The organism is Streptomyces sp. NPDC001393 (genome assembly GCF_053597455.1).
Genome location: NZ_JBSFIH010000002.1, coordinates 185,868 through 206,496, shown reverse-complemented (window position 1 = coordinate 206,496; position 20,629 = coordinate 185,868). Strand labels below are relative to the sequence as shown.

General features: G+C 71.4%; 20 protein-coding genes. 13 read left to right on the top strand and 7 right to left on the bottom strand.

Annotated features, from left to right (window positions below; all coding sequences use genetic code 11):
• Window positions 1-193: 193 nt before the first annotated feature.
• The 8 genes from ACWC2T_RS03920 to ACWC2T_RS03885 all read left to right on the top strand — a co-directional run bounded on the left by ACWC2T_RS03920 (window position 194) and on the right by ACWC2T_RS03885 (window position 9,410).
• Window positions 194-1,093 (top strand): alpha/beta hydrolase, encoded by a 900-nt coding sequence (locus ACWC2T_RS03920; protein WP_450668857.1) that lies wholly within the window; start codon window positions 194-196, stop codon window positions 1,091-1,093.
• 155 nt (window positions 1,094-1,248) lie between these two features.
• The gene (locus ACWC2T_RS03915; RefSeq protein ID WP_450668856.1) at window positions 1,249-2,394 is read left to right on the top strand and encodes an alpha/beta hydrolase; all 1,146 of its coding nucleotides are present in this window, start codon (window positions 1,249-1,251) and stop codon (window positions 2,392-2,394) included.
• A 145-nt stretch (window positions 2,395-2,539) separates the two neighbouring features.
• Complete coding sequence (locus ACWC2T_RS03910; RefSeq protein ID WP_450669064.1) at window positions 2,540-3,829, top strand: acyltransferase family protein; 1,290 nt, start codon at window positions 2,540-2,542, stop codon at window positions 3,827-3,829.
• Window positions 3,830-3,839: 10 nt separating this feature from the next.
• Window positions 3,840-5,342 carry a sensor histidine kinase gene (locus tag ACWC2T_RS03905; RefSeq protein WP_450668855.1) on the top strand — a complete coding sequence of 501 codons (1,503 nt, stop codon included), beginning with the start codon at window positions 3,840-3,842 and terminating at the stop codon, window positions 5,340-5,342.
• Window positions 5,339-6,022: a response regulator gene (locus ACWC2T_RS03900; protein ID WP_450668854.1), complete on the top strand. Its 684-nt coding sequence runs from the start codon at window positions 5,339-5,341 to the stop codon at window positions 6,020-6,022. Before ACWC2T_RS03905 ends, ACWC2T_RS03900 begins: the two co-directional genes overlap by 4 nt.
• Window positions 6,023-6,120: 98 nt before the next feature.
• On the top strand, window positions 6,121-7,455 hold the full coding sequence (locus ACWC2T_RS03895) for a sensor histidine kinase (RefSeq protein ID WP_450668853.1): 1,335 nt from the start codon (window positions 6,121-6,123) through the stop codon (window positions 7,453-7,455).
• Complete coding sequence (locus ACWC2T_RS03890; RefSeq protein WP_450668852.1) at window positions 7,452-8,117, top strand: response regulator; 666 nt, start codon at window positions 7,452-7,454, stop codon at window positions 8,115-8,117. The genes ACWC2T_RS03895 and ACWC2T_RS03890 overlap by 4 nt, the downstream gene beginning before the upstream one ends.
• A 69-nt stretch (window positions 8,118-8,186) precedes the next feature.
• Window positions 8,187-9,410, top strand: a complete 1,224-nt coding sequence (locus tag ACWC2T_RS03885) for a cytochrome P450 (protein WP_450668851.1) — start codon at window positions 8,187-8,189, stop codon at window positions 9,408-9,410.
• A 55-nt stretch (window positions 9,411-9,465) separates the two neighbouring features.
• Here the strand turns inward: ACWC2T_RS03885 and ACWC2T_RS03880 are convergent, their stop codons facing one another.
• Together ACWC2T_RS03880 and ACWC2T_RS03875 are read right to left on the bottom strand one after the other, a co-directional pair.
• Window positions 9,466-11,037: an ABC transporter permease gene (locus ACWC2T_RS03880; protein WP_450668850.1), complete on the bottom strand. Its 1,572-nt coding sequence runs from the start codon at window positions 11,035-11,037 to the stop codon at window positions 9,466-9,468.
• Window positions 11,034-11,927 carry an ABC transporter ATP-binding protein gene (locus ACWC2T_RS03875; protein WP_450668849.1) on the bottom strand — a complete coding sequence of 298 codons (894 nt, stop codon included), beginning with the start codon at window positions 11,925-11,927 and terminating at the stop codon, window positions 11,034-11,036. Before ACWC2T_RS03875 ends, ACWC2T_RS03880 begins: the two co-directional genes overlap by 4 nt.
• A 74-nt stretch (window positions 11,928-12,001) precedes the next feature.
• Between ACWC2T_RS03875 and ACWC2T_RS03870 the strand changes: the two genes are divergently transcribed.
• The gene (locus tag ACWC2T_RS03870) at window positions 12,002-12,502 is read left to right on the top strand and encodes a GbsR/MarR family transcriptional regulator (RefSeq protein WP_450668848.1); all 501 of its coding nucleotides are present in this window, start codon (window positions 12,002-12,004) and stop codon (window positions 12,500-12,502) included.
• A gap of 40 nt (window positions 12,503-12,542) precedes the next feature.
• On the opposite strand, the gene ACWC2T_RS03865 is transcribed toward ACWC2T_RS03870, so the two are convergent.
• The gene (locus ACWC2T_RS03865) at window positions 12,543-14,054 is read right to left on the bottom strand and encodes an APC family permease (RefSeq protein WP_450668847.1); all 1,512 of its coding nucleotides are present in this window, start codon (window positions 14,052-14,054) and stop codon (window positions 12,543-12,545) included.
• Between the two features lie 211 nt (window positions 14,055-14,265).
• Between ACWC2T_RS03865 and ACWC2T_RS03860 the strand changes: the two genes are divergently transcribed.
• Complete coding sequence (locus ACWC2T_RS03860; RefSeq protein WP_450668846.1) at window positions 14,266-14,880, top strand: Uma2 family endonuclease; 615 nt, start codon at window positions 14,266-14,268, stop codon at window positions 14,878-14,880.
• A 1-nt stretch (window position 14,881) separates the two neighbouring features.
• On the opposite strand, the gene ACWC2T_RS03855 is transcribed toward ACWC2T_RS03860, so the two are convergent.
• Window positions 14,882-15,712, bottom strand: a complete 831-nt coding sequence (locus ACWC2T_RS03855; protein WP_450668845.1) for a diacylglycerol kinase — start codon at window positions 15,710-15,712, stop codon at window positions 14,882-14,884.
• A gap of 212 nt (window positions 15,713-15,924) precedes the next feature.
• Between ACWC2T_RS03855 and ACWC2T_RS03850 the strand changes: the two genes are divergently transcribed.
• From ACWC2T_RS03850 to ACWC2T_RS03840, 3 genes are all read left to right on the top strand, one after another.
• Window positions 15,925-17,208, top strand: a complete 1,284-nt coding sequence (locus ACWC2T_RS03850; RefSeq protein ID WP_450668844.1) for an adenylosuccinate synthase — start codon at window positions 15,925-15,927, stop codon at window positions 17,206-17,208.
• Window positions 17,209-17,266: 58 nt separating this feature from the next.
• Window positions 17,267-17,479: a hypothetical protein gene (locus tag ACWC2T_RS03845; RefSeq protein WP_450668843.1), complete on the top strand. Its 213-nt coding sequence runs from the start codon at window positions 17,267-17,269 to the stop codon at window positions 17,477-17,479.
• 172 nt (window positions 17,480-17,651) lie between these two features.
• Entirely contained in the window at window positions 17,652-19,475 is a 1,824-nt protein-coding gene (locus tag ACWC2T_RS03840) for a bifunctional metallophosphatase/5'-nucleotidase (protein ID WP_450668842.1), read from the top strand.
• A gap of 3 nt (window positions 19,476-19,478) precedes the next feature.
• On the opposite strand, the gene ACWC2T_RS03835 is transcribed toward ACWC2T_RS03840, so the two are convergent.
• The 3 genes from ACWC2T_RS03835 to ACWC2T_RS03825 all read right to left on the bottom strand — a co-directional run bounded on the left by ACWC2T_RS03835 (window position 19,479) and on the right by ACWC2T_RS03825 (window position 20,622).
• Window positions 19,479-19,670, bottom strand: coding sequence for a hypothetical protein (locus tag ACWC2T_RS03835; protein ID WP_450668841.1), 192 nt, complete (start codon window positions 19,668-19,670; stop codon window positions 19,479-19,481).
• Window positions 19,657-19,896 (bottom strand): DUF6400 family protein, encoded by a 240-nt coding sequence (locus ACWC2T_RS03830; protein ID WP_450668840.1) that lies wholly within the window; start codon window positions 19,894-19,896, stop codon window positions 19,657-19,659. The genes ACWC2T_RS03835 and ACWC2T_RS03830 overlap by 14 nt, the downstream gene beginning before the upstream one ends.
• Window positions 19,897-19,971: 75 nt before the next feature.
• The gene (locus ACWC2T_RS03825; protein ID WP_450668839.1) at window positions 19,972-20,622 is read right to left on the bottom strand and encodes a hypothetical protein; all 651 of its coding nucleotides are present in this window, start codon (window positions 20,620-20,622) and stop codon (window positions 19,972-19,974) included.
• Between the last annotated feature and the right edge of the window lie 7 nt (window positions 20,623-20,629).

Sequence of the window (20,629 nt, the reverse complement as noted above, 5' to 3'; positions counted from 1 at the left end):
CCCGGGAGAGGTCTGGGAGGGGCACCCCTCTCCCGGGCCCCTCCCCGCAGAACCGTTTATCCCTCACCCTGCGTGACATCCCCTTGTCCCCGCATGTCACCGGCCTGATACCGTCCCGCCAACGGCGAACTGGTCGGTCAGACGCCAAATGGGTTCCATCGCCAAAAGGGTTCCATCGCTGAGAGGTTGGAGCATGCCGGACGACTCCGCAGCAGCCCGCGCCGCCGCCGAAGAGGAGTCGGCCTTCTCGCACCCCCCGGTCGACCCCGACGCCACCGCCGCGTACGGCGGCCACCCGGACCAGGTGATCGACTTCTACGCCCCCCGGACCGCCCAGGACTCCCCGGCCCCTGTGGTGGTGGTCCTGCACGGCGGCGCCTGGCGCGCCCGCTACGACCGCCGCCACATCACCCCTTTCGCTGACTACCTGGCCCGCCGGGGCTTCGCCGTGGCCAACGTCGAGTACCGGCGCGGCGCCGACCCCCTGATCCCCGGCCAGAGCAAGGGCGACGGCGGCGAGGCCACCCCGGTGGCCGGCCGCTGGCCCGACACCTTCGACGACATCGCCGCCGCCCTGGACGCGCTGCCCGCTCTGGTCCGGGAGGCCCTCCCGCAGGCCGACCCCCGCCGCACGGTGCTGACCGGCCACTCGGCCGGCGGTCACCTCGCCCTGTGGGCAGCGGCCCGCCACGTCCTGCCCGCGGACGCCCCCTGGCGCACCGGCGGGCCCGCCCCGCTGCGCGGTGTCGTCGCCCTCGCGCCGATCGCGGACTTCGAGGTGGCGGAGAAGCTGGACGTCTGCGGCAACGCGAGCCTGCAACTCCTCGGCGGCCACGACACCTTCGCCGAGCGCCGCCCCAGCGCCGACCCCGTCCTGCTCCTGCCCACGGGCATCGCGACGACGCTCGTCCAGGGCCGTACGGACCTGGTGGTGCCGCAGGCGGTGGCCGAGTCGTACGCGGACGCGGCGGCGAAGGCCGGTGAGGTGGTGGGCCTGACCCTGCTGGAGGACGTCGGCCACTTCCCGCTCATCGACCCGGCGGCGGACGCGTGCGCGGTGGTGGCGGAGGAGATCGCCCAACTGGCCTGGTAGCCCGCCCCCTTGCGGGTCGGTCCCGGTGATACCCGTAGTACCTGAGAGCTACCTCGCAGAACAGCTCCCTGGCGGGACGCCGACGACACGCCCCGATCCATAACTTCCTTGTCAGACAAGCCCGATGGCCGGGCAATCTGAAAGGAAGCCCGCCCATGGGGCACACCCGCGAAACCACGGACCCGCAGCCGCCGACGGCGCTGTCGCCCCACGAGGGCCACCCGCACCCGACGACGAAAGCAGCACGGGTGGTGCGGGTGGGAACCCAGACCCGGCCGGAGGCCGGGAGCCCTCCCACGGCCCCGCAGCCGAACACGCACACCACGCACACCACGCACACCACGCACGACAAGAAATGGCGCCGCACCCTCCTTGCCACCCTCCTCACCGCGGCCATTGCGGCCCCCCTCTCCGGCGCCACCCGCCCCCGGATCCCCGCCCCGGCCCCCGCCACCCTCCCCCCGATCACGGCGACGACCCTCCAGACGGCCTACGCCGCCAACCGGGCCAACGCCACCCGTGCCGCCGACATGGCCGCCGCGCACGGCGACACCCACCGCGCCGCCGCCGACCGCACCCTGGCCGCACCGTCCCGCCACCTCCTCACCTTCGACGGTCGAGGCGCGGGCCGGGCCACGGAGGTGCTCGGCGACCTCGCCCACGCCGACCGCGTCGCCGTCCTGGTCCCCGGCTCGGACACCTCCCTGGACACCTACGCCCGCTTCCACAAGGCGGCCGCGGCCCTGTTCACGGACCTCACCCACCGCGCGCCCCGAGGCACCCGCACCGCGGTCGTCGCCTGGCTCGGCTACGAGACACCGGCCACCGTCAGCACCACGGTGACCACGACCACCCGCGCCAAGGAAGCGGCCCCCCACCTGCGCGCCTTCCTACGTCACCTGCGCGCCGTGACCCCGGCCCAGGCGCACATCTCACTGCTCTGCCACTCCTACGGCACGGTCGTCTGCGGCCGGGCCGCCGCGGGCCTGGACGCCGACGACATCGTGCTCGTCGGCAGCCCTGGCACCGGCGCGGACTCCGCCGCGGCCCTGCACACCCGGGCACGAGTCTGGGCGGCCCGCGGCAGCGAGGACTGGGTCGCTGATGTGCCGCACGTCAGCGTCACCTTCTTCGGCACCACCGTCGGTCTCGGCGCCGACCCGGTCTCCCGTGCCTTCGGTGCCCGGGTCTTCGACGCGGGCGACGCCGACCACAGCGGCTACTTCACCCCGGGCTCGGTCTCCCTCGCCGACCTGGCCCGCATCACCCTCGGCGAGACCCCGGAGGTGCCCCGTGCCTGACCCCACCCCCAGCGCGCCCAGCAACCCCCGGCCCACGCCGGCCCCTCATGTCGTTTCCCCGCGCACGGCCCCGCAGCCGCCGACGGCGCTGTCGCCCCACGAGGGCCACCCGCACCCGACGACGAAGGCAGCACGGGTGGTGCGGGTGGGAACCCAGACCCGGCCGGAGGCCGGGTGCCCACCCACGAACCCGCGACCGAACCCGCAGCCGAACCCGCACACGCACCCGACGCGCACCCGAACCCGGCGCCACCTTCTCCGCACCCTCCACCACTCCGCCCACCACCTCGACACCCTCACCCCCGCCTCCCGCGACCGAGCCGTGGACGCCCTCCGAGCGATCGCGATCCTGGGCGTCGTTCTCGGCCACTGGCTGGTGACAGCCCTGGTCACCAAGGACGGCGGCCTGCACGCCACCAGCCCGCTGCAGCACATGCCCTGGCTGGCCCCGATCTCCTGGCTGTTCCAGACCCTGGCCGTGTTCTTCCTGGTCGGCGGCCATGTGGCGACCCGAAGCCTCGCCACCGCCCGCGACAGAGGCGACACCTACGGCTCCTGGCTGCACGCCCGCCTGACCCGCCTCCTCCGCCCGGTGGCCGCACTCCTGTGCCTGTGGGCGGTGGCCGCCACGACCCTCCTCCTGTCCGGCACCCCGCTCGCCACCATCGAGGCCCTGCTCAAGCTGGCCCTGTCACCGCTGTGGTTCCTGCTGGTCTTCGCCGGCCTGACGGCCGCCACCCCGCTCCTCACCCGCCTCAACCCGCTCTGGCCCCTGGCCGCCGTCCTGCACGTGGACCTGCTCCGCTTCGGTCTGCACAGCGGCCCGTCCTGGCTCGGCTGGCTGAACCTCCCGGCGGGCTGGCTGGTCCCGTACACCCTGGGCGCGGCCTGGACCCGGGGCGAGCTGGACAGCCGCCGCGCGGCCCGGGTCCTGTTCCTCGGCGGTACGGCGGCCACGGCCGTCCTCGTCGGCTGCGCCGGATACCCGGCGTCCATGGTCGGCGTCCCCGGCGCGACGATCTCCAACCTCGACCCCCCGACCCTGGCGGCCGTCACCTTCGGCCTGGCCCAGTGCGGGCTCGCCCTCCTGCTCCGCGACCGGTTGCGCCGCGCGATGGCCCGCCCGCTGCTCTGGGCGGCGGTGGCGCTGGTCAACCTCTCGGCGATGACGATCTACCTCTGGCACCAGACGGCCATGATGGCCACGACGGCCACGGGTCTCCTGGCCGGCCGGGTGCCCGGCCTGCACACCGAACCCGACTCCCCGGGCTGGGTGCCGTACCGCCTCGTCTGGCTCCCTGTCTTCGGCCTGGTCCTCGCCCTGTGCTGGACGGCCTTCCGCCATCACGAACAGGGCCCTCGCCGCCCCCGAAACCGCAGGTCCCCTGTGGTCCACCGCCATCTGCCCCCAGCAAAGAACCCGCGCAATGCCTAGTGTTGACCTTGTGAATCCCGCGGCCGCCGACGGTGAGAACGCCCCCCAGGGGCCACCTGCACCCGACCACGCCCCCGCGACGGCCGGTGCACCCACCCCCAAGTCCGCCCGGCGCCGCCTGCGGGCCTGGCTCGGCGAGAACCCCTCGCCCCAGTCACCCCCTTTGTCCCGGCACCGCTGGGCCCGTCTCCTCACCTACCTGGTCACCTTCTACTTCGCCCTGGCCATCGCCCTCGGCGGCGCCGAGGAACTGGCCAACGCCTACGGCTTCACCACGGCCGTGGCGTTCTTCAGCACGTTCCTCCAGGCCGTCGCCGTCGTCCTGGCCCTGTGGCGGCCGGTGCCCGCCTGGGCCCTGTCTCTGTTCGCCGCCCTCGCCACCGCGCTGCTGGCCCGCCAGCAGATGATGGGACCGCTGCTTCGGCTGGCCAGCCCCGGCTGGCCCTGGGCCACGCCCGTCCTGCTGGCCCACATGGCCGTCCTGGTGCTCCTCGCCCTGCGCGTCCGGTTCCGCGGGACGGTCGCCGCGCTCGTGACGACCGCATTGGTGACCGCCGTCGTGGAGGGCGGCCTGGGAGCGGCGCGCTACTCCCCGACGGGCACGGTGGCCGTCGGCCTGTTCGCGATCGCCACCGCCATCGGCGCGGCCCTGCGCAGCCGCAGCGAGGCCCGCAGTGAGCTGGTCCAGCAGACGACGATCACCGCCGAGGAACGGGCCCGGCGCACGCTGCTGGAGGAGCGCAGCCGTATAGCCCGCGAGCTGCACGACGTGGTCGCGCACCACATGTCGGTGATCTCGATCCAGGCCCAGGTGGCCCCGCACCTGGTGGAGAACCCCTCCGAGGAGCTGAAGGAGAACCTCGCCGGCATCCGCAACAACGCCCTGGAGGCCCTGACCGAGTTGCGCCGGGTCCTCGGGGTGCTGCGGTCGGAGGGCCCGGACGACCCCGAGGCCGTCGAGGAGGCCCACCGGCTGCCCACCCCCGGCACCGGCCCGGCCCCCGATGCGCCGCAGCCGAATCTCGCCCGCCTGGACGCGCTGATGGAGAACACCAGGGCGGCCGGCCTGGACGTGGTCAAGACGGTGGAGGGGGAGCCCCGCGGCTATCCACAGGGTGTGGAGCTGTCGGCGTACCGGATCGTCCAGGAGGCCCTGAGCAACGTCCTGCGGCACGCCCCGGGCGCGAGGGTCGGCGTGACGGTCCTCCACCACCCCCATGGGATATGCCTGGACATCACCAACTCCCCGCCCAGCCTTCCGGTCCCGCCGACGCCGGGCAGCGGTCACGGTCTGCTCGGCATGCGGGAGCGGGCGGCGATGCTGGGCGGGCACGTCGTCGCGACGGGGGAGCAGGACGGCGGATTCCGGGTGACCGCGTTCCTCCCGCGCGACGGCACCCCGGTGCCGGCCGGCCTCGCCCTGCCCGCCGCGTTCCAGCACCGGCTGCCGGCCGGCTCCTCCACCCCTGATCCGTACCCGCCCGAGTTCCCGACAGGAGAACAGGACCCATGACGAGCGGCGCCGGTCCCATCCGCGTACTCATCGCCGACGACCAGGAGATGGTCCGGCAGGGTTTCAGCGTGCTGCTCAGCGCCCAGCCCGGTATCGAGGTGACCGGGCAGGCGGTGGACGGTCTGGACGCGATCGTGCAGACCGCCGAACTGGCCCCGGACGTGGTGCTGATGGACATCCGGATGCCCGAGCTCGGTGGCATCGAGGCGACCCGCCGGATCGCCGCCGAGCATCCGGCCGTCAAGGTGCTGGTGCTGACCACGTTCGACCTGGACGAGTACGTGTACGAGGCGCTGCGGGCCGGGGCCTCCGGCTTTCTGCTCAAGGACGCCTCCGCGGACAAGCTGGCCGAGGCGGTCCGGGTCGTGGCGGCGGGCGACGCCCTGCTCGCGCCCGGCATCACCCGCCGGCTCATCGCCGAGTTCTCCCGCATGGACGGCAGCCCCCGGGCCCCGCTCAAGCAGCGCGTCGGCGACCTCACCGAGCGGGAGACGGAGGTGCTGGCGCTGATCGCGCAGGGCCTGTCGAACGCGGAGATCGCCGAGCGGCTGGTCGTGGCCGAGCAGACCGTGAAGACGCATGTGGGCCGGATCCTGGTGAAGCTGGGCCTGCGCGACCGCACCCAGGCGGCCATCTTCGCCTACGAGTCCGGCGTGGTCCGCCCCGGCGGCGGCCGGTGACACCCCTCAAGGGGCGACCCGTAGTACCTGAGAGGGACCCCCGAGAACCCCTCTCCAAGGTGACGACCGGGCCCGGCCGCCCGCCTACCGTTGCGTACGTGACCCAGACGACGCACACGCAGACGACACCGCCGGGCCCGGCCGGCCGGCCGCGCAGTCCGGAGTTCCGGCTGGCCGCGGACGCTTTGCGAGGGCTGCGGCAGGACCTGTTCCAGGACGCCTTCGCCTACGACCCGCTGCCCCGCCGGAGCGCCGACGGCCCGCTCGTCCGCCGTCTGTCCGGCGCGGTCTGGCTGCCGCACGTGGTGGTGGCCGCCCTCGGTGTGCTCGCGATGTCCCTCGCCGTGGCGGGCTCCTTCGAGTCCGGGCCGGCCGCCCTGCTGTGCGGGCTGCTGGCGCTGGGGCCGGTCCTGTTGACGCTGGCGCGTCCGGTGGGGGCGTTCTGGTGCTCGCTGGCCGCGAGCACGGTCGCCGCCCTGATCGGCCGCGGCGACTTCAGCGACTGGCCCTGGCTGCCGGGCAGTTTCCTGTCCCACCTGGTGGTGCTCACGGTTGTCGCGCTGCGCACCCGCCCGCGTACCGCGGCCTCGATGTGGGTGATGACCGCGGCCTACGGCTTCGTCACCGGAGGCGTTTGGCACCGCTACGACACCAATGTCACCCCGATGCTGTTCATGTCGGCCCTGATCCTGCTGGCCGTCTCGGTCCGGCACATCCGCCGCCAGGCCCAGCAGGAGGTGACCGCCCAGCAGACGGTCACCGAGCACGAACGCTCCCGCCGCACCCTCCTGGAGGAGCGCACGACGATCGCCCGTGAGCTGCACGACGTGGTCGCCCACCACATGTCGGTGGTCGCCATCCAGGCGGAGGCCGCGCCCTACCGGGTCCAGAACCCGCCGGAGGAGCTGGAGAAGGCGTTCGCCACCATCCGGGAGAACGCGGTGGCGGCCCTGACCGAGCTGCGCCGGGTCCTCGGGGTCGTCCGCGCGGAGGACTACGAGGCGCCGGACGCCCCCCAGCCGACCCTCGCCGACCTCGACGGGCTGCTGGCCAATGTGCGCGAGGCCGGCCTGACGGTGGACAGGGTGGTGACCGGCGCGGTGCGTGAACTGCCGCAGGGCGTGGAGCTGTCGGCGTACCGAATAGTGCAGGAGGCCCTCAGCAACACCCTGCGGCACGCACCCGGAGCGAGCGCCCGCGTGGAGATCGGCTATGTCCTCGGCGGTCTGGGCCTGCGCATAGTCAACACCCGCCCGCCCGCGCCGCACCTCGTGAAGCCCTCTCCGGGTGCGGGGCACGGCATCACGGGCATGCGGGAGCGCGTGTCGATGCTGAACGGCGAGATGACGGCGGGACCGGCGGAGGACGGGGGCTACGAGGTGACGGTGTTCCTGCCGGTGCCGGCGGCCACCGCGAGCGAAGGGGACGCATGACCATCCGCGTACTGATCGCGGACGACCAGATGATGGTCCGCGAGGGCTTCTCCGTCCTGCTGAACGCGATGCCGGACATCGAGGTCGTCGGCGAGGCCGTCAACGGAAGGGAGGCGGTGGACCGGGTCCGGGAACTCGCCCCGGACGTCGTCCTGATGGACATCCGCATGCCGGAGCTGAACGGCATCGAGGCCACCCGGGAGATCGTGGCGGCGGACGCGGCGGCGAAGGTGCTGGTGCTGACGACCTTCGACCTGGACGAGTACGTGTACCAGGCCCTGCGCGCAGGAGCCTCCGGCTTCCTCCTGAAGGACGCCTCGGCCCGCCAACTGGCCGACGGGGTGAGGGTGGTGGCCGCGGGGGAGGCCCTCCTGGCCCCCTCCGTCACCAAACGCCTGCTCACGGAGTTCTCCCGCCTCTCGGACACCCCGCGCCTGGTCCCGTCGGCCCAGGCGGCCTACGGCGAACTCACCGAACGCGAGACAGAGGTCCTGATCCTGATCGCCCAGGGCCTGTCCAACGCGGAGATCGCCGAGCGCCTGGTGGTGGCCGAGTCGACGATCAAGACCCATGTGAGCCGTGTCCTGGTCAAACTGGGCCTCAGAGACCGCACGCAGGCGGCGGTGTTCGCGTACGAGGCGCGCCTGGTGACACCGGGCTGACGGGAAGGGCGGCCCCTTCGGACGGGAGACCCCTGGTCAGACATCCGTCCGGCGGGTTAGCGTCCCGGCATGGCAGGCCCCACCGACCTCGGTTTCGATCCCTGGGACCCGGCGTTCCTCGCGGACCCGTACCCGGCCTACGCAGAGCTGCGCGCACGCGGCCGGGTGATCCGGTACGAGCCGACCGACCAGTGGCTGGTCCCACACCACGCGGACGTCTCGGCGCTGCTCAGGGACCGCCGGCTGGGGCGGACGTACCAGCACCGCTTCTCGCACGAGGAGTTCGGCCGGACCCCGCCCGCGCCGGAGCACGAGCCGTTCCACACCCTCAACGACCACGGCATGCTCGACCTGGAGCCGCCGGACCACACCCGGATCCGGCGCCTGGTGTCGAAGGCGTTCACGCCGCGCACGGTGGAGCGGCTGGCGCCGTATGTGCAGGGCCTGGCCGACGACCTGGTGGCGGCCCTCGTCCGGGACGGCGGCGGTGATCTGCTGACCGACGTGGCCGAGCCGTTGCCGGTCGCGGTGATCGCCGAGATGCTGGGCATCCCGGAGGCGGACCGCGGGCAGCTCCGTCCCTGGTCGGCGGCCATCTGCGGGATGTACGAGCTGAACCCGTCGCAGGAGACCGCGGCGCGGGCGGTCCGTGCCTCGGTGGAGTTCTCCGAGTATCTGCGGACGCTGATCGCGGCCCGCCGCAAGGAGCCCGGCGAGGATCTGATCTCCGGCCTGATCGCGGCCCACGACGAGGACGACGACCGGCTGACCGAGCAGGAGATGATCTCCACGGCGGTCCTGCTGCTCAACGCCGGCCACGAGGCCACGGTCAACGCCACGGTGAACGGCTGGTGGGCGCTGCTGCGCAACCCCGGCCAGCTGGCCGCCCTGCGCGCCGATCACTCCCTGATCCCCTCCGCGATCGAGGAGCTGATGCGCTACGACACCCCGCTGCAGCTCTTCGAGCGCTGGGTGCTGGACGACATCGAGATCGACGGCACGACGATCCCGAGGGGCTCGGAGATCGCGATGCTCTTCGGTTCCGCCAACCACGACCCCGAGGTCTTCCACGACCCCGAGCGACTCGACCTGACCCGCGCCGACAACCCGCACATCTCCTTCAGCGCGGGCGTCCACTACTGCATCGGCGCGCCCCTGGCCCGCATCGAGCTCGCCGCCTCCATGACGGCCCTCCTGCAGCAGGCCCCCACGCTGACCCTCGCGGCGGAGCCGCGGCGCAAGCCGAACTTCGTCATCAGGGGGCTGGAGGGGCTGAGCGTGGTGGTCGGCTGACGCCCGGCCGGCCACGACGCCCGGCCGGCCACCACCGCCCAGCCGGCCGGATCCCTCAGCCGGCCAGATCCCGCCGCCGTACCCCGGCAAGACCGCCGGCCACCAGCACCACGGCCAGACCCAGCAGAACCAGCACCGGCCCCCACTCCATCCCGCCCCCCGGCAGCTTGGGCAGATGGCCGAACGGGGACAGATCCAGCACCACCCGCGGCGCGTTCAGGGCGGGCCCGATCCAGCCGATCAGCAGCACCGCACCGGCCACGCCCCAGGCCGCGACCGCGCCCCGCGGCAGGACGCCGAGGAGGAGGACGGCGACACCGCCGATCACCCAGACCGCGGCGACCTGGAGCAGGCACGCCCCCAGCACCGGCCCGATCTGCCGGCCGTAGCCGACGGCGAAGCCCAGGCCGGCCAGGAGCATCAGCAGGGCCGAGCCGCCGAAGGCGATCAGCAGGTGGCCGGCGGCCCAGCGCAGCCGGCCCACGGCCGCGGCGAGGACCGGTTCGGCTCGGCCGGAGGTTTCCTCAGCGCTCAGCCGCAGCACGGAGGAGACGACGTAGAGCGCGGCGACCAGGCCCAGCATGCCGACCATCGCGGCGAGGAACGCGTCGGTCAGCCCCGACTGGCCGCCCATCCGCTGGAAGATCTCCCGCGCCCTGGCGTTGTCGCCGACGAGTCTGGCCGCGCCGTCGGTCATCCCGCCGTAGACGACTCCGGCGACGAAGAAGCCGGTCGACCAGCCGAGCACGCTGCCGCGCTGCAGCCGCCAGGCCAGCGCGCCCGCCGTGCCGAGGCGGCCGGCCGCCGGACCCGGCCGGGTCGGCAGGAAGCTCATGCCGATGTCCCGCCGTCCGGCCAACGCGTAGGCGACCAGCCCCTGCAGGGCGGCGGCCGCCGCGAAGAGCAGCAGCACCCACCAGCGTTCGGCCGCGAAGGCACGCAGGTTCTCCAGCCAGCCCAGCGGGGACAGCCAGGTGAACAGCGAGGAGCCGTCGGAGGAGGCCGAGTCGCCCGCCGCGCGCAGGACGAACGCCGCGCCCAGCACGGCCGCCGTCAGCCCCCGGGCCAGCCGGGCGCTCTCCGTCAGCTGGGCGACGATCGCCGCCATGGTGGCGAAGACCATGCCCACACCCGCCACCCCGAGCCCGAAGGCCAGGGCGCCCGGGGCACCCTGCCCGGCCAGCCCCGCCACGACCAGCACGCACAGGGCCGCGTTCGCCACGGCCGCCGTCAGCAGGGCCGCCGTGAGCGGGGCCCGGCGCCCCACCGTCCCGGAGGACACCAGCTCCTGCCGCCCGCTCTCCTCCTCGTCCCGGGTGTGCCGTACGACGACGAGCAGGCTCGTCACGGCGGCGAGCGCGCCCGCGTACACCCCGACCCGCCAGGCCGTCAGCGCGCCGAGGGAGTCGTCGAAGACCGGGCCGACCATGGCGCGCAGGGAGGTGTTGGTGGCCATCTGGCGCATCAGGTCGGCGCGGGCGGCCGGGGTGCCGTACAGGGTCCGCAGAGTGTTCGGCATGGAGAGGACCATCAGCGCGTTCACCGCGACCCAGACCGGGATCAGCACGCGGTCGCGGCGCAGCGCGAACCTCAGCAGGGTTCCGGTACCGGCGAGTGGGGAGTTCATGCGGGCACCTCGTCCTGGTAGTGCCGCAGGAACAGCTCCTCCAGCGTCGGCGGCGTCGAGGTCAGCGATCGCACGCCGGAGGCGGTCAACGAGCGCAGCACGGCGTCGAGTTGGTCGGTGTCCACCTGGAGCCGGACCCGGTGGCCCTGTACGTCGAGGTCGTGCACGCCCGGCAGGCGGGCCAACCCGTTGGGCGGCCCGGCGAGTTCGGCGCTCACACTGGTCCGGGTCAGATGCCGCAGGTCGGCCAGCGAGCCGCTCTCCACCGTCCGGCCCTTGCGGATGATGCTGACGCGGTCGCAGAGTTCCTCGACCTCGCTGAGGATGTGCGAGGAGAGCAGGACCGTACGGCCGCGCTCCCGCTCCTCCTCCACGCACGCCTGGAAGACCTCCTCCATCAGCGGGTCCAGGCCCGAGGTCGGCTCGTCCAGGATCAGCAGGTCCACGTCCGAGGCGAAGGCGGCGACCAGGGCGACCTTCTGCCGGTTGCCCTTGGAGTAGGTGCGGCCCTTCTTGGTCGGGTCCAGTTCGAAGCGGTCGATCAGCTCGGCGCGGCGCCGGGCGTCGAGTCCTCCGCGCAGCCGGCCGTAGAGGTCGATGACCTCGCCGCCGGAGAGGTTGCGCCACAGCGTGACGTCACCGGGCACGTAGGCGATCCTGCGGTGCACCTCCACCGCGTCCCGCCACGGGTCGCGGCCCAGCACCTGTGCGGCGCCCGCGTCGGCGCGCAGCAGGCCGAGCAGCACCCGGATCGTGGTCGACTTGCCGGCGCCGTTCGGGCCGAGGAAGCCGTGCACCTCACCGGCCTCGACGTCCAGGTCGAGGCCGTCCAGCGCGTGCGTACGGCCGAAGGACTTGTGGAGCCCGGAGACCGTGATTGCCTTCGTCATGCCTCCGAACGTACGCTTCTTTCAGAAATTTGTGAAGTTAAGGAATCACTTGAACCGCGGATAGGCTGAGGGGCATGACGGAGCCGAGGGCAGGAACGCCGGAGCGGGACCCGGAGACGGTCTCGCGGTTCGTGGAGCACTTCGCGGCACAGCTGGTGGAGGCGGGCGTGCCGCGCATGCCGGCCCGGGTCTTCGGCGCGCTGCTCGCCTCCGACGACGGCACCCTGACCTCCGCCGAGCTGGGTGAACAGCTCAGGATCAGCCCGGCGGCCGTCTCCGGCGCCGTCCGCTATCTCGCGCAGGTCCACCTGGTCTCCCGCGAACGCGAGCCGGGCTCACGCCGGGAGCGGTACCGGGTGCACAGCGACCAGTGGTACGAGGCGCTCACCAACCGCGAGGCGATCATCAAGCGCTGGGAGGAGGCGTTGCGGGAAGGGGTGAACAGCCTCGGCGCCGACACCCCTGCGGGACGCCGGCTGGCCGAGACGCTGGACTTCTTCGAGTTCGTGGAGAAGGACGTGGCCCAGATGATGGAACGCTGGCGGGTGTACCGGGAGCGGAAGTACGGCCGCTGAGCCTTCTCAGCGTTCCCGCCTTCTCAGCGTTCCCGCCCTCTCAGCGCTCCTTGGTCTCCTCCAGCACCGTCCGCCCCAGCAGCGCATACCGCTCGGGTGCCCGGTGCTTCAGGTACTGCGCGTAGCCCACGCCCGTCGCCGCGACCAGTGCCACCAGCCACGGCGTCGCCTTCAGCAGCAGTGAGCCGGACTCCGTGCCCGCCGCGACCCCCATGTTGGACACCAGCAGGACGACCACACCGAGCATCGCGATGCCGCCGATGAGCGGGGCGGTGAGGGTCCGGAACCAGTGGCGGCTCTCGGGGTGGTGCCTGCGGAAGTAGACGAGGACCGCGAAGGAGCACACGGCCTGCACGACCAGGATCGCCATCGTGCCGAGGATGGCCAGCAGGACGTAGAGCGCGTTGTACGGGTCCTTGCCCGCGATCCAGAACGCGGCGATCAGTACGGCGCTCACCACCGTCTGCACCAGGCCGGCGATGTGCGGGGAGCCGTGCCGGGCGTGGGTGCGGCCGACGGTGTTCTTCAGCGAGGGCAGGACGCCCTCCCGTCCGAGGGCGTAGAGGTACCGGGCGGCGCAGTTGTGGAAGGCCATGCCGCAGGCCAGCGAGCCGGTGATCATCAGCCACTGCATCACGTCGACGGCCCAGTGGCCGACGTAGCGCTCGGTGGGGTTGAAGAACAGGGCGAGCGGGTTGGCGGAGGAGGCCGCCTTCACGGCCTCGGCCTCACCGTTGCCCGTGATGGCCATCCAGGACACGAAGACGTAGAAGACACCGACGCCCAGGACGCTGATCATCGTGGCCTTCGGGATGATCTTCTTCGGGTCGCGGGACTCCTCGCCGTACATCGCGGTCGACTCGAAGCCGACCCAGGACCAGAAGGCGAAGAAGAGCCCGAGTCCGGCGGACGTGCCCTTGAAGGCGTTGACCGGGTTGACCGGCGCGAGGCTGAACCCGTGCGGGCCGCCCCCGTGGAAGGCCACGGACACCGCCATCGCCGCCAGCACGGTCACCTCGGTCGCCAGCAGCGCCACCAGCAGCTTCTCGGCGACGCTGACCCCGAACCAGGTGCCGGTCGCGTTGATCGCGAGCATCAGGATCGCGAACGCCCACCAGGGCAGGTGCACGCCGGTCTGGTCCTTCAGGGTCGTCGTCGCGAAGGTGGAGAAGATGCCGATCAGGGCGGGCTCGAAGACGACGTACGCGAAGGTCGCGAGCAGCCCGGAGGCGAGGCCGGCGGTCCGGCCGAGGCCGTAGGAAATGAACCCGTAGAAGGCCCCGGTGGACGTGATGTGCTTCGCCATCGACGTGAAACCCACGGAAAAGATTGCCAGGACGACCATTGCGACGAGATAGCTCGCGGGCGCCCCGATGCCGTTGCCGGACGACACCATGAAGGGCACGTTGCCGGTCATCGCGGTGATCGGAGCGGCGGTGGCGACGGCCATGAAGACCACGCCGAGCAGCCCCACGGCATTGGGTTTCAGCCGGTGAACCGCTTCACCGTCCCCTGTGTCGGCCGCTGGGGCGACGCCCTCGTCTATTGCCATCGGGTGGCCCCTTCCGTGTCCGGTCCGTGCTTCCTGATGGGTCCTGATGGAGCAGGATGCTGCACGGGGGAGGGGCGCGGGAAGGGGTTGGCGCGGTTAAATATTTGTCACCAGACCATTGAAGGGTCGACTTTGTCGATCACGGCCCCGATCGTGTAGCCGATCGACTACGTTACGTAGCTGCTGGTTCGTGTCGGAGGAAGGGGGCATCATGACCTTGATGGCAGAGCGACCGGTGATAAACGACGCCGAACCCCGCGGCAGCTTCGAGGAGCTCCTGAACCTCCTCGACGAGCTGAACGTGCCCGACGGCTACAAGGCCGAGATCATCAGGGGGAGCATCGTCGTGTCGCCGTGGTCGAAGGCGTACTACGCGGACGTGATGGACATGGTCTGCGATCAGCTGCGTCCTCATCTGCCCGAGGAGCACCGCATCAGTTGGGGCCCCTTGTTGTACGTGTTCCCGGGCGTCGAGCGCGCCTACGGCCCCGACATTCACGCGGCTCACCGACGTGCCCGCCGGACCACCAGTAACCGCCTCGACGGCCAGGCTCTCTCGTTCGTCGCCGAGCTGACCTCTCCGGCCACACGAGACGAAGATCGCACGGACAAACTCGACGTCTACAGCAAGGTCGGCGTGCCCGTTTACCTTCTCCTCGACATGCAGGAGGAACAGGCCACCGTCTTCTGGGAGCCGACGCCCAACGGTTACCAGGGGCGCCTCACCAAGTCGTTCGGCGAGAAGCTCTACATCCCCGACCCCATCGGCTGCACCCTCGACACCGACGGCTTCCAGGCGCCGCAGGAGGATGACGACGAGGGCTGACTCACCCCGCCGACCCCGGGAGCACCAGCCCCCAAGCCCCCTCCGCCACCCGCCACGTCCGCCGTCGTACCGGTCCCGACACCCCCGCGTCCGCCCGGTATCGGAAGTCCGCGCCGGTCACCGTCACCGTCCGCCCGGATGCCCGTACCGGCGTGGCCTCCGCGCCGACCGACAGCGGGCGTACCTCCACCTCCGCGAGTCCGCCCGTGCCCGGGGTCACCGACACCGCCTCCACGGGCTGGCCCAGGTCGACCACCGTCTGCCCGTCGACCTCGACCCGGAGCCGGGAGGCACCCGGCGACGGTACGGCGGAGAGCCGGGGCGGGCGGGGGGCGAGGGTGCGGACCAGGGAGCGGTACCAGGGGCGGCCGGAGGCGACCGGGACCGGCTCGGCCGCCGGCGCCCGCACTGCCGGCTCCGGCGGGATGCCCAGCCGGCTCAGCACGACCCCGTCGCTCTCGTCGACCAGCAGGTCCAGGCGCCGCTCGGAGCCGTCCAGCACGGCTCGCGCCGCCGCCACCGTGCCGCCGGGCACGCCCAGCGACTCGGCGAGGCCGGTGTCACCCACCGGGACGACCGACAGCGCACATCCGGCCAGCTCGCGCATCCGGTGCAGCAGCGTCACGGCCCGTACCAGAGCGTGACCGTCGCCCACCACAACCGGCCGCCTGGAACCCCGTCGGCCCAGCGCGCGGGCGAATTCCTCCGGCCCGTCCGGCAGGCACACCTTCGCCGCCGCACCCGCGCTGAGCACGTCTTTCGCGATCCGTACGGACTCCCCGTCCGTCTGCCGTGCCGCCGGATCGATGATCACCAGCAGCTGTTCGGACATCGCGAAAGTCGCCACCTCGGTCCTGCCTCGCTTCCTCGGGTAGCATCTTTGTGCAAGAGCCCCTTGCGCTATTGCGCCAGGGGCTTCGTCTATTCCGGGGCATCCGGTCCGACGGTTGTGCGACCAACGGCGGTCGCTGTGGCACGCGGCGGTGAACCTTACGCCCACGCCCCCGACCTTGGACATGCCCCGCCCGGAAGGGGTGTACGCGCGTGCCCGCACTTGTGCTGCTCGGTGCTCAGTGGGGTGACGAAGGCAAGGGAAAGGCGACCGACCTGCTCGGTGGCTCGGTGGACTATGTAGTGCGGTACCAGGGCGGCAACAACGCCGGCCACACGGTCGTCGTCGGCGACCAGAAGTACGCGCTCCACCTCCTCCCTTCCGGAATCCTCTCGCCCACGTGTGTTCCGGTCATCGGTAACGGCGTCGTCGTCGACCCGTCGGTACTGCTCTCCGAGCTGAGCGGTCTGAACGAGCGTGGCGTCGACACGTCCAAGCTCCTGATCAGCGGCAACGCGCACATCATCACGCCGTACAACGTGACCGTCGACAAGGTGACGGAGCGCTTCCTCGGCAAGCGGAAGATCGGGACGACGGGCCGCGGCATCGGCCCGACCTACGCCGACAAGATCAACCGCGTCGGCATCCGGGTCCAGGACCTGTACGACGAGTCGATCCTGACCCAGAAGGTCGAGGCGGCCCTCGACGTCAAGAACCAGATCCTCACCAAGCTCTACAACCGGCGCGCGATCGCCGTGGACCAGGTGGTCGAGGAGCTGCTGGGCTACGCCGAGCAGATCAAGCCGTACGTCGCCGACACCGTGCTGGTCCTGAACCAGGCCCTGGAGGACGACAAGGTCGTCCTGTTCGAGGGCGGTCAGGGCACGCTGCTCGACATCGACCACGGCACGTACCCGTTCGTGACCTCCTCGAACCCGACCGCGGGCGGTGCCTGCACCGGCGCCGGCGTGGGCCCGACGAAGATCAGCCGGGTCATCGGCATCCTCAAGGCCTACACCACCCGCGTCGGCGCCGGTCCCTTCCCGACCGAGCTGTTCGACGAGGACGGCGAGGCGCTGCGCCGGATCGGCGGCGAGCGGGGTGTGACGACGGGCCGTGACCGGCGCTGCGGCTGGTTCGACGCCGTCATCGCCCGGTACGCGACCCGGGTCAACGGCCTGACCGACTTCTTCCTCACCAAGCTGGACGTGCTGACCGGCTGGGAGCAGATCCCGGTCTGCGTGGCCTACGAGATCGACGGCAAGCGCGTCGAGGAGCTGCCGTACTCGCAGAGCGACTTCCACCACGCGAAGCCGGTCTACGAGACCCTGCCGGGCTGGTCCGAGGACATCACCAAGGCGAAGTCCTTCTCCGACCTCCCCAAGAACGCCCAGAACTACGTCAAGGCGCTGGAGGAGATGTCCGGCGCCCCGATCTCCGCGATCGGCGTGGGCCCGGGCCGTGACGAGACGATCGAGATCAACTCGTTCCTGTAGAGGAGCCTCGTTCCTGCTTCAGGAGCCGTGGTCCTGCGTTCCGGTGGACAATCGAGGTATGAGCGTCCACCGGAACGCACGGTGCCGGGGACCGTACGGCGGCGAAGGTGCCGCCGGCGACGGCACGGACTGCTCCGATCCCGCGGTCTTCGAGGTCGCCCGGTACCAGCTGCCCCCGCTCCGGGTGTGCCCGGTGCATCTCGGCCCCTGCCTGCTGCTGGCGAGCGGGGTGCTGTGGCCGCCGGAGATCAGGATGATCGGCCGTATCTGACACCGGCGGTTTTCCCAGGGTTCACACAGGCCGCGTGCTGACTCATCCTTGACCTGGACATGACCATTTCCTGGTTTCCGGCAATCACCGGCGCGAGCAGCATCTACGCGGGTAGCCTCCGCACTGCACCGCCGCTGCCATTCGCCAACTCCAGCCGAACCAGGAGCTTTGCATGCCCGTCAGTCCCATGAACCGCCGGGAGTTCGTGAAGAAGTCGGCCGTCACCGGTGCGGCGGTGGCCGCCGCCGGGGCCGTCGGCACCGGCACCGCGCAGGCGGCCGAAGACCGCCACCGCCCCGGAAAGCCGCCCCGCACCTGGTCGTTCTCCATCCTCGGCACGACCGACCTGCACAGCCACGTCTTCGACTGGGACTACTACAAGGACGCCGCCTACACCGACAAGGCGGGCAACTCCGTGGGCGTGGCGCGCGTGGCCACCCTCATCAAGCAGCAGCGCGAGGCCAAGGGCGAGGACCACGTCCTCCTCGTCGACGCCGGCGACATCATCCAGGGCACCTCCCTGGCCTACTACTTCGCGCGCGTCGACCCGATCACGGGCACCGACGGCAAGAAGGGCCCCAGGCACCCGATGGCCGTGGCCATGAACCACATGCGCTACGACGCCGCCGCCCTCGGCAACCACGAGTTCAACTACGGCATCGAGACGCTGCGCAAGTTCGAGAGCCAGTGCCACTTCCCGCTGCTGGGCGCCAACGCCCTCGACGCGAAGACCCTGCGGCCCGCCTTCAAGCCGTACACCGTGAAGCGCATCTGTGTGCCGGGCGCCCCGGACATCAAGGTCGGCATCCTCGGCCTGACCAACCCCGGCATCGCGCTGTGGGACAAGGACAACGTCAGCGGGAAGATGGTGTTCCCGGGCCTGGTCGAGCAGGCGAAGAAGTACGTGCCGCGCCTGCGCGCGCTGGGCTGTGACGTCGTCTTCCTGACCGACCACTCGGGCCTGGACGGCTCGTCGTCGTACGGCGACGAACTCCCGTACGTGGAGAACGCGTCGAACCTGGTGGCCGAGCAGGTGCCGGGCATCGACGCGATCCTGGTGGGCCACACCCACGTCGAGGTCCCGTCCTACACGGTGAAGAACGAGCAGACCGGCGAGGAGGTCCTGCTCTCGGAGCCGTACTGCTGGGGCTACCGGCTCAGCGTCTTCGACTTCGAGCTCGAACTCCACCACGGACAGTGGAAGGTGACGAGCAAGACGGCGCAGACCCTCAACCCCAACACGGTGGACGAGGACCCGGAGATCAAGAAGCTCCTGGAGGCCGACCACGAGCTGGTGGTCAAGTACGTCAACACGGCGGTCGGCACGTGTACGGCGGACCTCTCGGCGGCGGAGTCCTGCTGGAAGGACGTGCCGATCATGGACTTCATCCACAAGGTCCAGACGGAGAGCGTGAAGGCGGGCCTGTCCGCGTCGGACGCCGCGCTCCCGCTGATCTCGGTCGCGGCCCCCTTCTCCCGCACGGCGGACATCCCCAAGGGCAACGTCACCATCAAGGACATCGCCGGCCTCTACATCTACGACAACACCCTGTACGGCAAGAAGCTGACGGGCGCCCAGCTCAGGGACTACCTGGAGTACGCGGCGAAGTACTACCACCAGGTTCCGGCCGGCACGAAGGTCGACACCGCGACGCTGACCAACGCCAACAACTTCTGGGACTACATGTACGACACGGCGGCGGGCGTCGACTACGAGATCGACATCGCGCAGCCGGAGGGCTCGCGGATCAAGAACCTCAGCTACAACGGCGCCCCGGTGGCCGACGACCAGGTCTTCGTGGTCGCGGTCAACAACTACCGCGCGAACGGCGGTTCGGGCTACCCGCACATCGCTTCCGCCCCGATCGCCTACAGCTCGACGAACGAGATCCGTCAGCTGATGATCGACTACGTGACCGCGAAGAAGACCCTCGACCCGGCCGACTTCGCCGTCACCAACTGGAAGCTGACGCAGGCGGGAACGCCGGTCTTCTGACCGTCAGGGGGTGGAGCGGGTGGCGCCGAAGTGGGTCTCGTGGGGCCAGACGTGGTGGCACGCGGGGCACTGCAGGTGCAGCAGGCTGCCGGAGTTGGAGAGCAGGTAGCGCCACCCGCTCCGGTCGTCGCAGTTCGGGCAGTCCACCCCCCAGGCGCGCCGGGCCCTGTCGGCCTGTGGATCAAGCGGCAGCATCGCCGGGCCCCGCCGGGAGCACACCGGCCGCCACCAGCTCGTCGTAGATGCGCTGCTGCTCGGCGTCCAGGCCGGAGTACAGCAGCGCACGCGCCTCCTCCTCGCCGCGCAGCGCCGCCGCAGGGTCCCAGCCGGGGCCGAGGGCGGCCATGACATGGGTGCGCCGGAGCATCTCGTGCGAGCTCAGGTCGACGGTGAAGTCGAAGGTGGGGCCGTGGGGGGACATGTCATCGAACGTAGGCCGGGCATTTCCCCCACGGCAAGAACAGGTGGGTGAAATCACACCGCTCCGAGGTGCCCTTCAGCTGAACACGATCATCGAGCCCTGGGCCAGCGAGCGGGTCGCCGCCGCGTGCAGGCCCAGCCACACATGCCGTTCGCGGGCGAAGGGGCTCGGGTCGTACGGCGCCGGGACGGCCGGTTCCTCCAGTTCCGTGGGGGCCGTGGGCGGGGCCGGGGCGGCCGGGGGGTTGGCCGGGTCGATGCCGATGGACGCGGCGACGTACTCCAGTTCGCGCAGCAGCGACTGAGAGCTGCCCAACGGGCCGCCGCCCGCGAGGAGTTCGTCGTTCGACAGCGGGTGCGGGAAGTCCACCGGGACGTACGCGCCCGCGTGGTCGTAGTGCCAGACCAGGTGGGACTGCTGGGCCGTCGACTCGAACATCTCCAGGAGCTGTTCGTAGTCGCCGCCCAGCTCGTCCACCGGGGTCACCGGCAGGCCGCAGACCTGGAGCAGATACGCGCGGCGGAGGAAGTGGAGGGCGTCGTAGTCGAAGCCGGCCACGGGCGCGACCTCGCCGGACAGGCCCGGCATGTACTGGTACACGGGCACCGACGGGAGGCCGGCCGCCGCCAGTGCGTTGTTGTACTGCGCGAGTTCCTCGGCGAACGGGTTTTCCGGGGTGTGGCACAACACGTCCACGAGCGGTACCAGCCACAGGTCACAGGCCAAAGAGAGC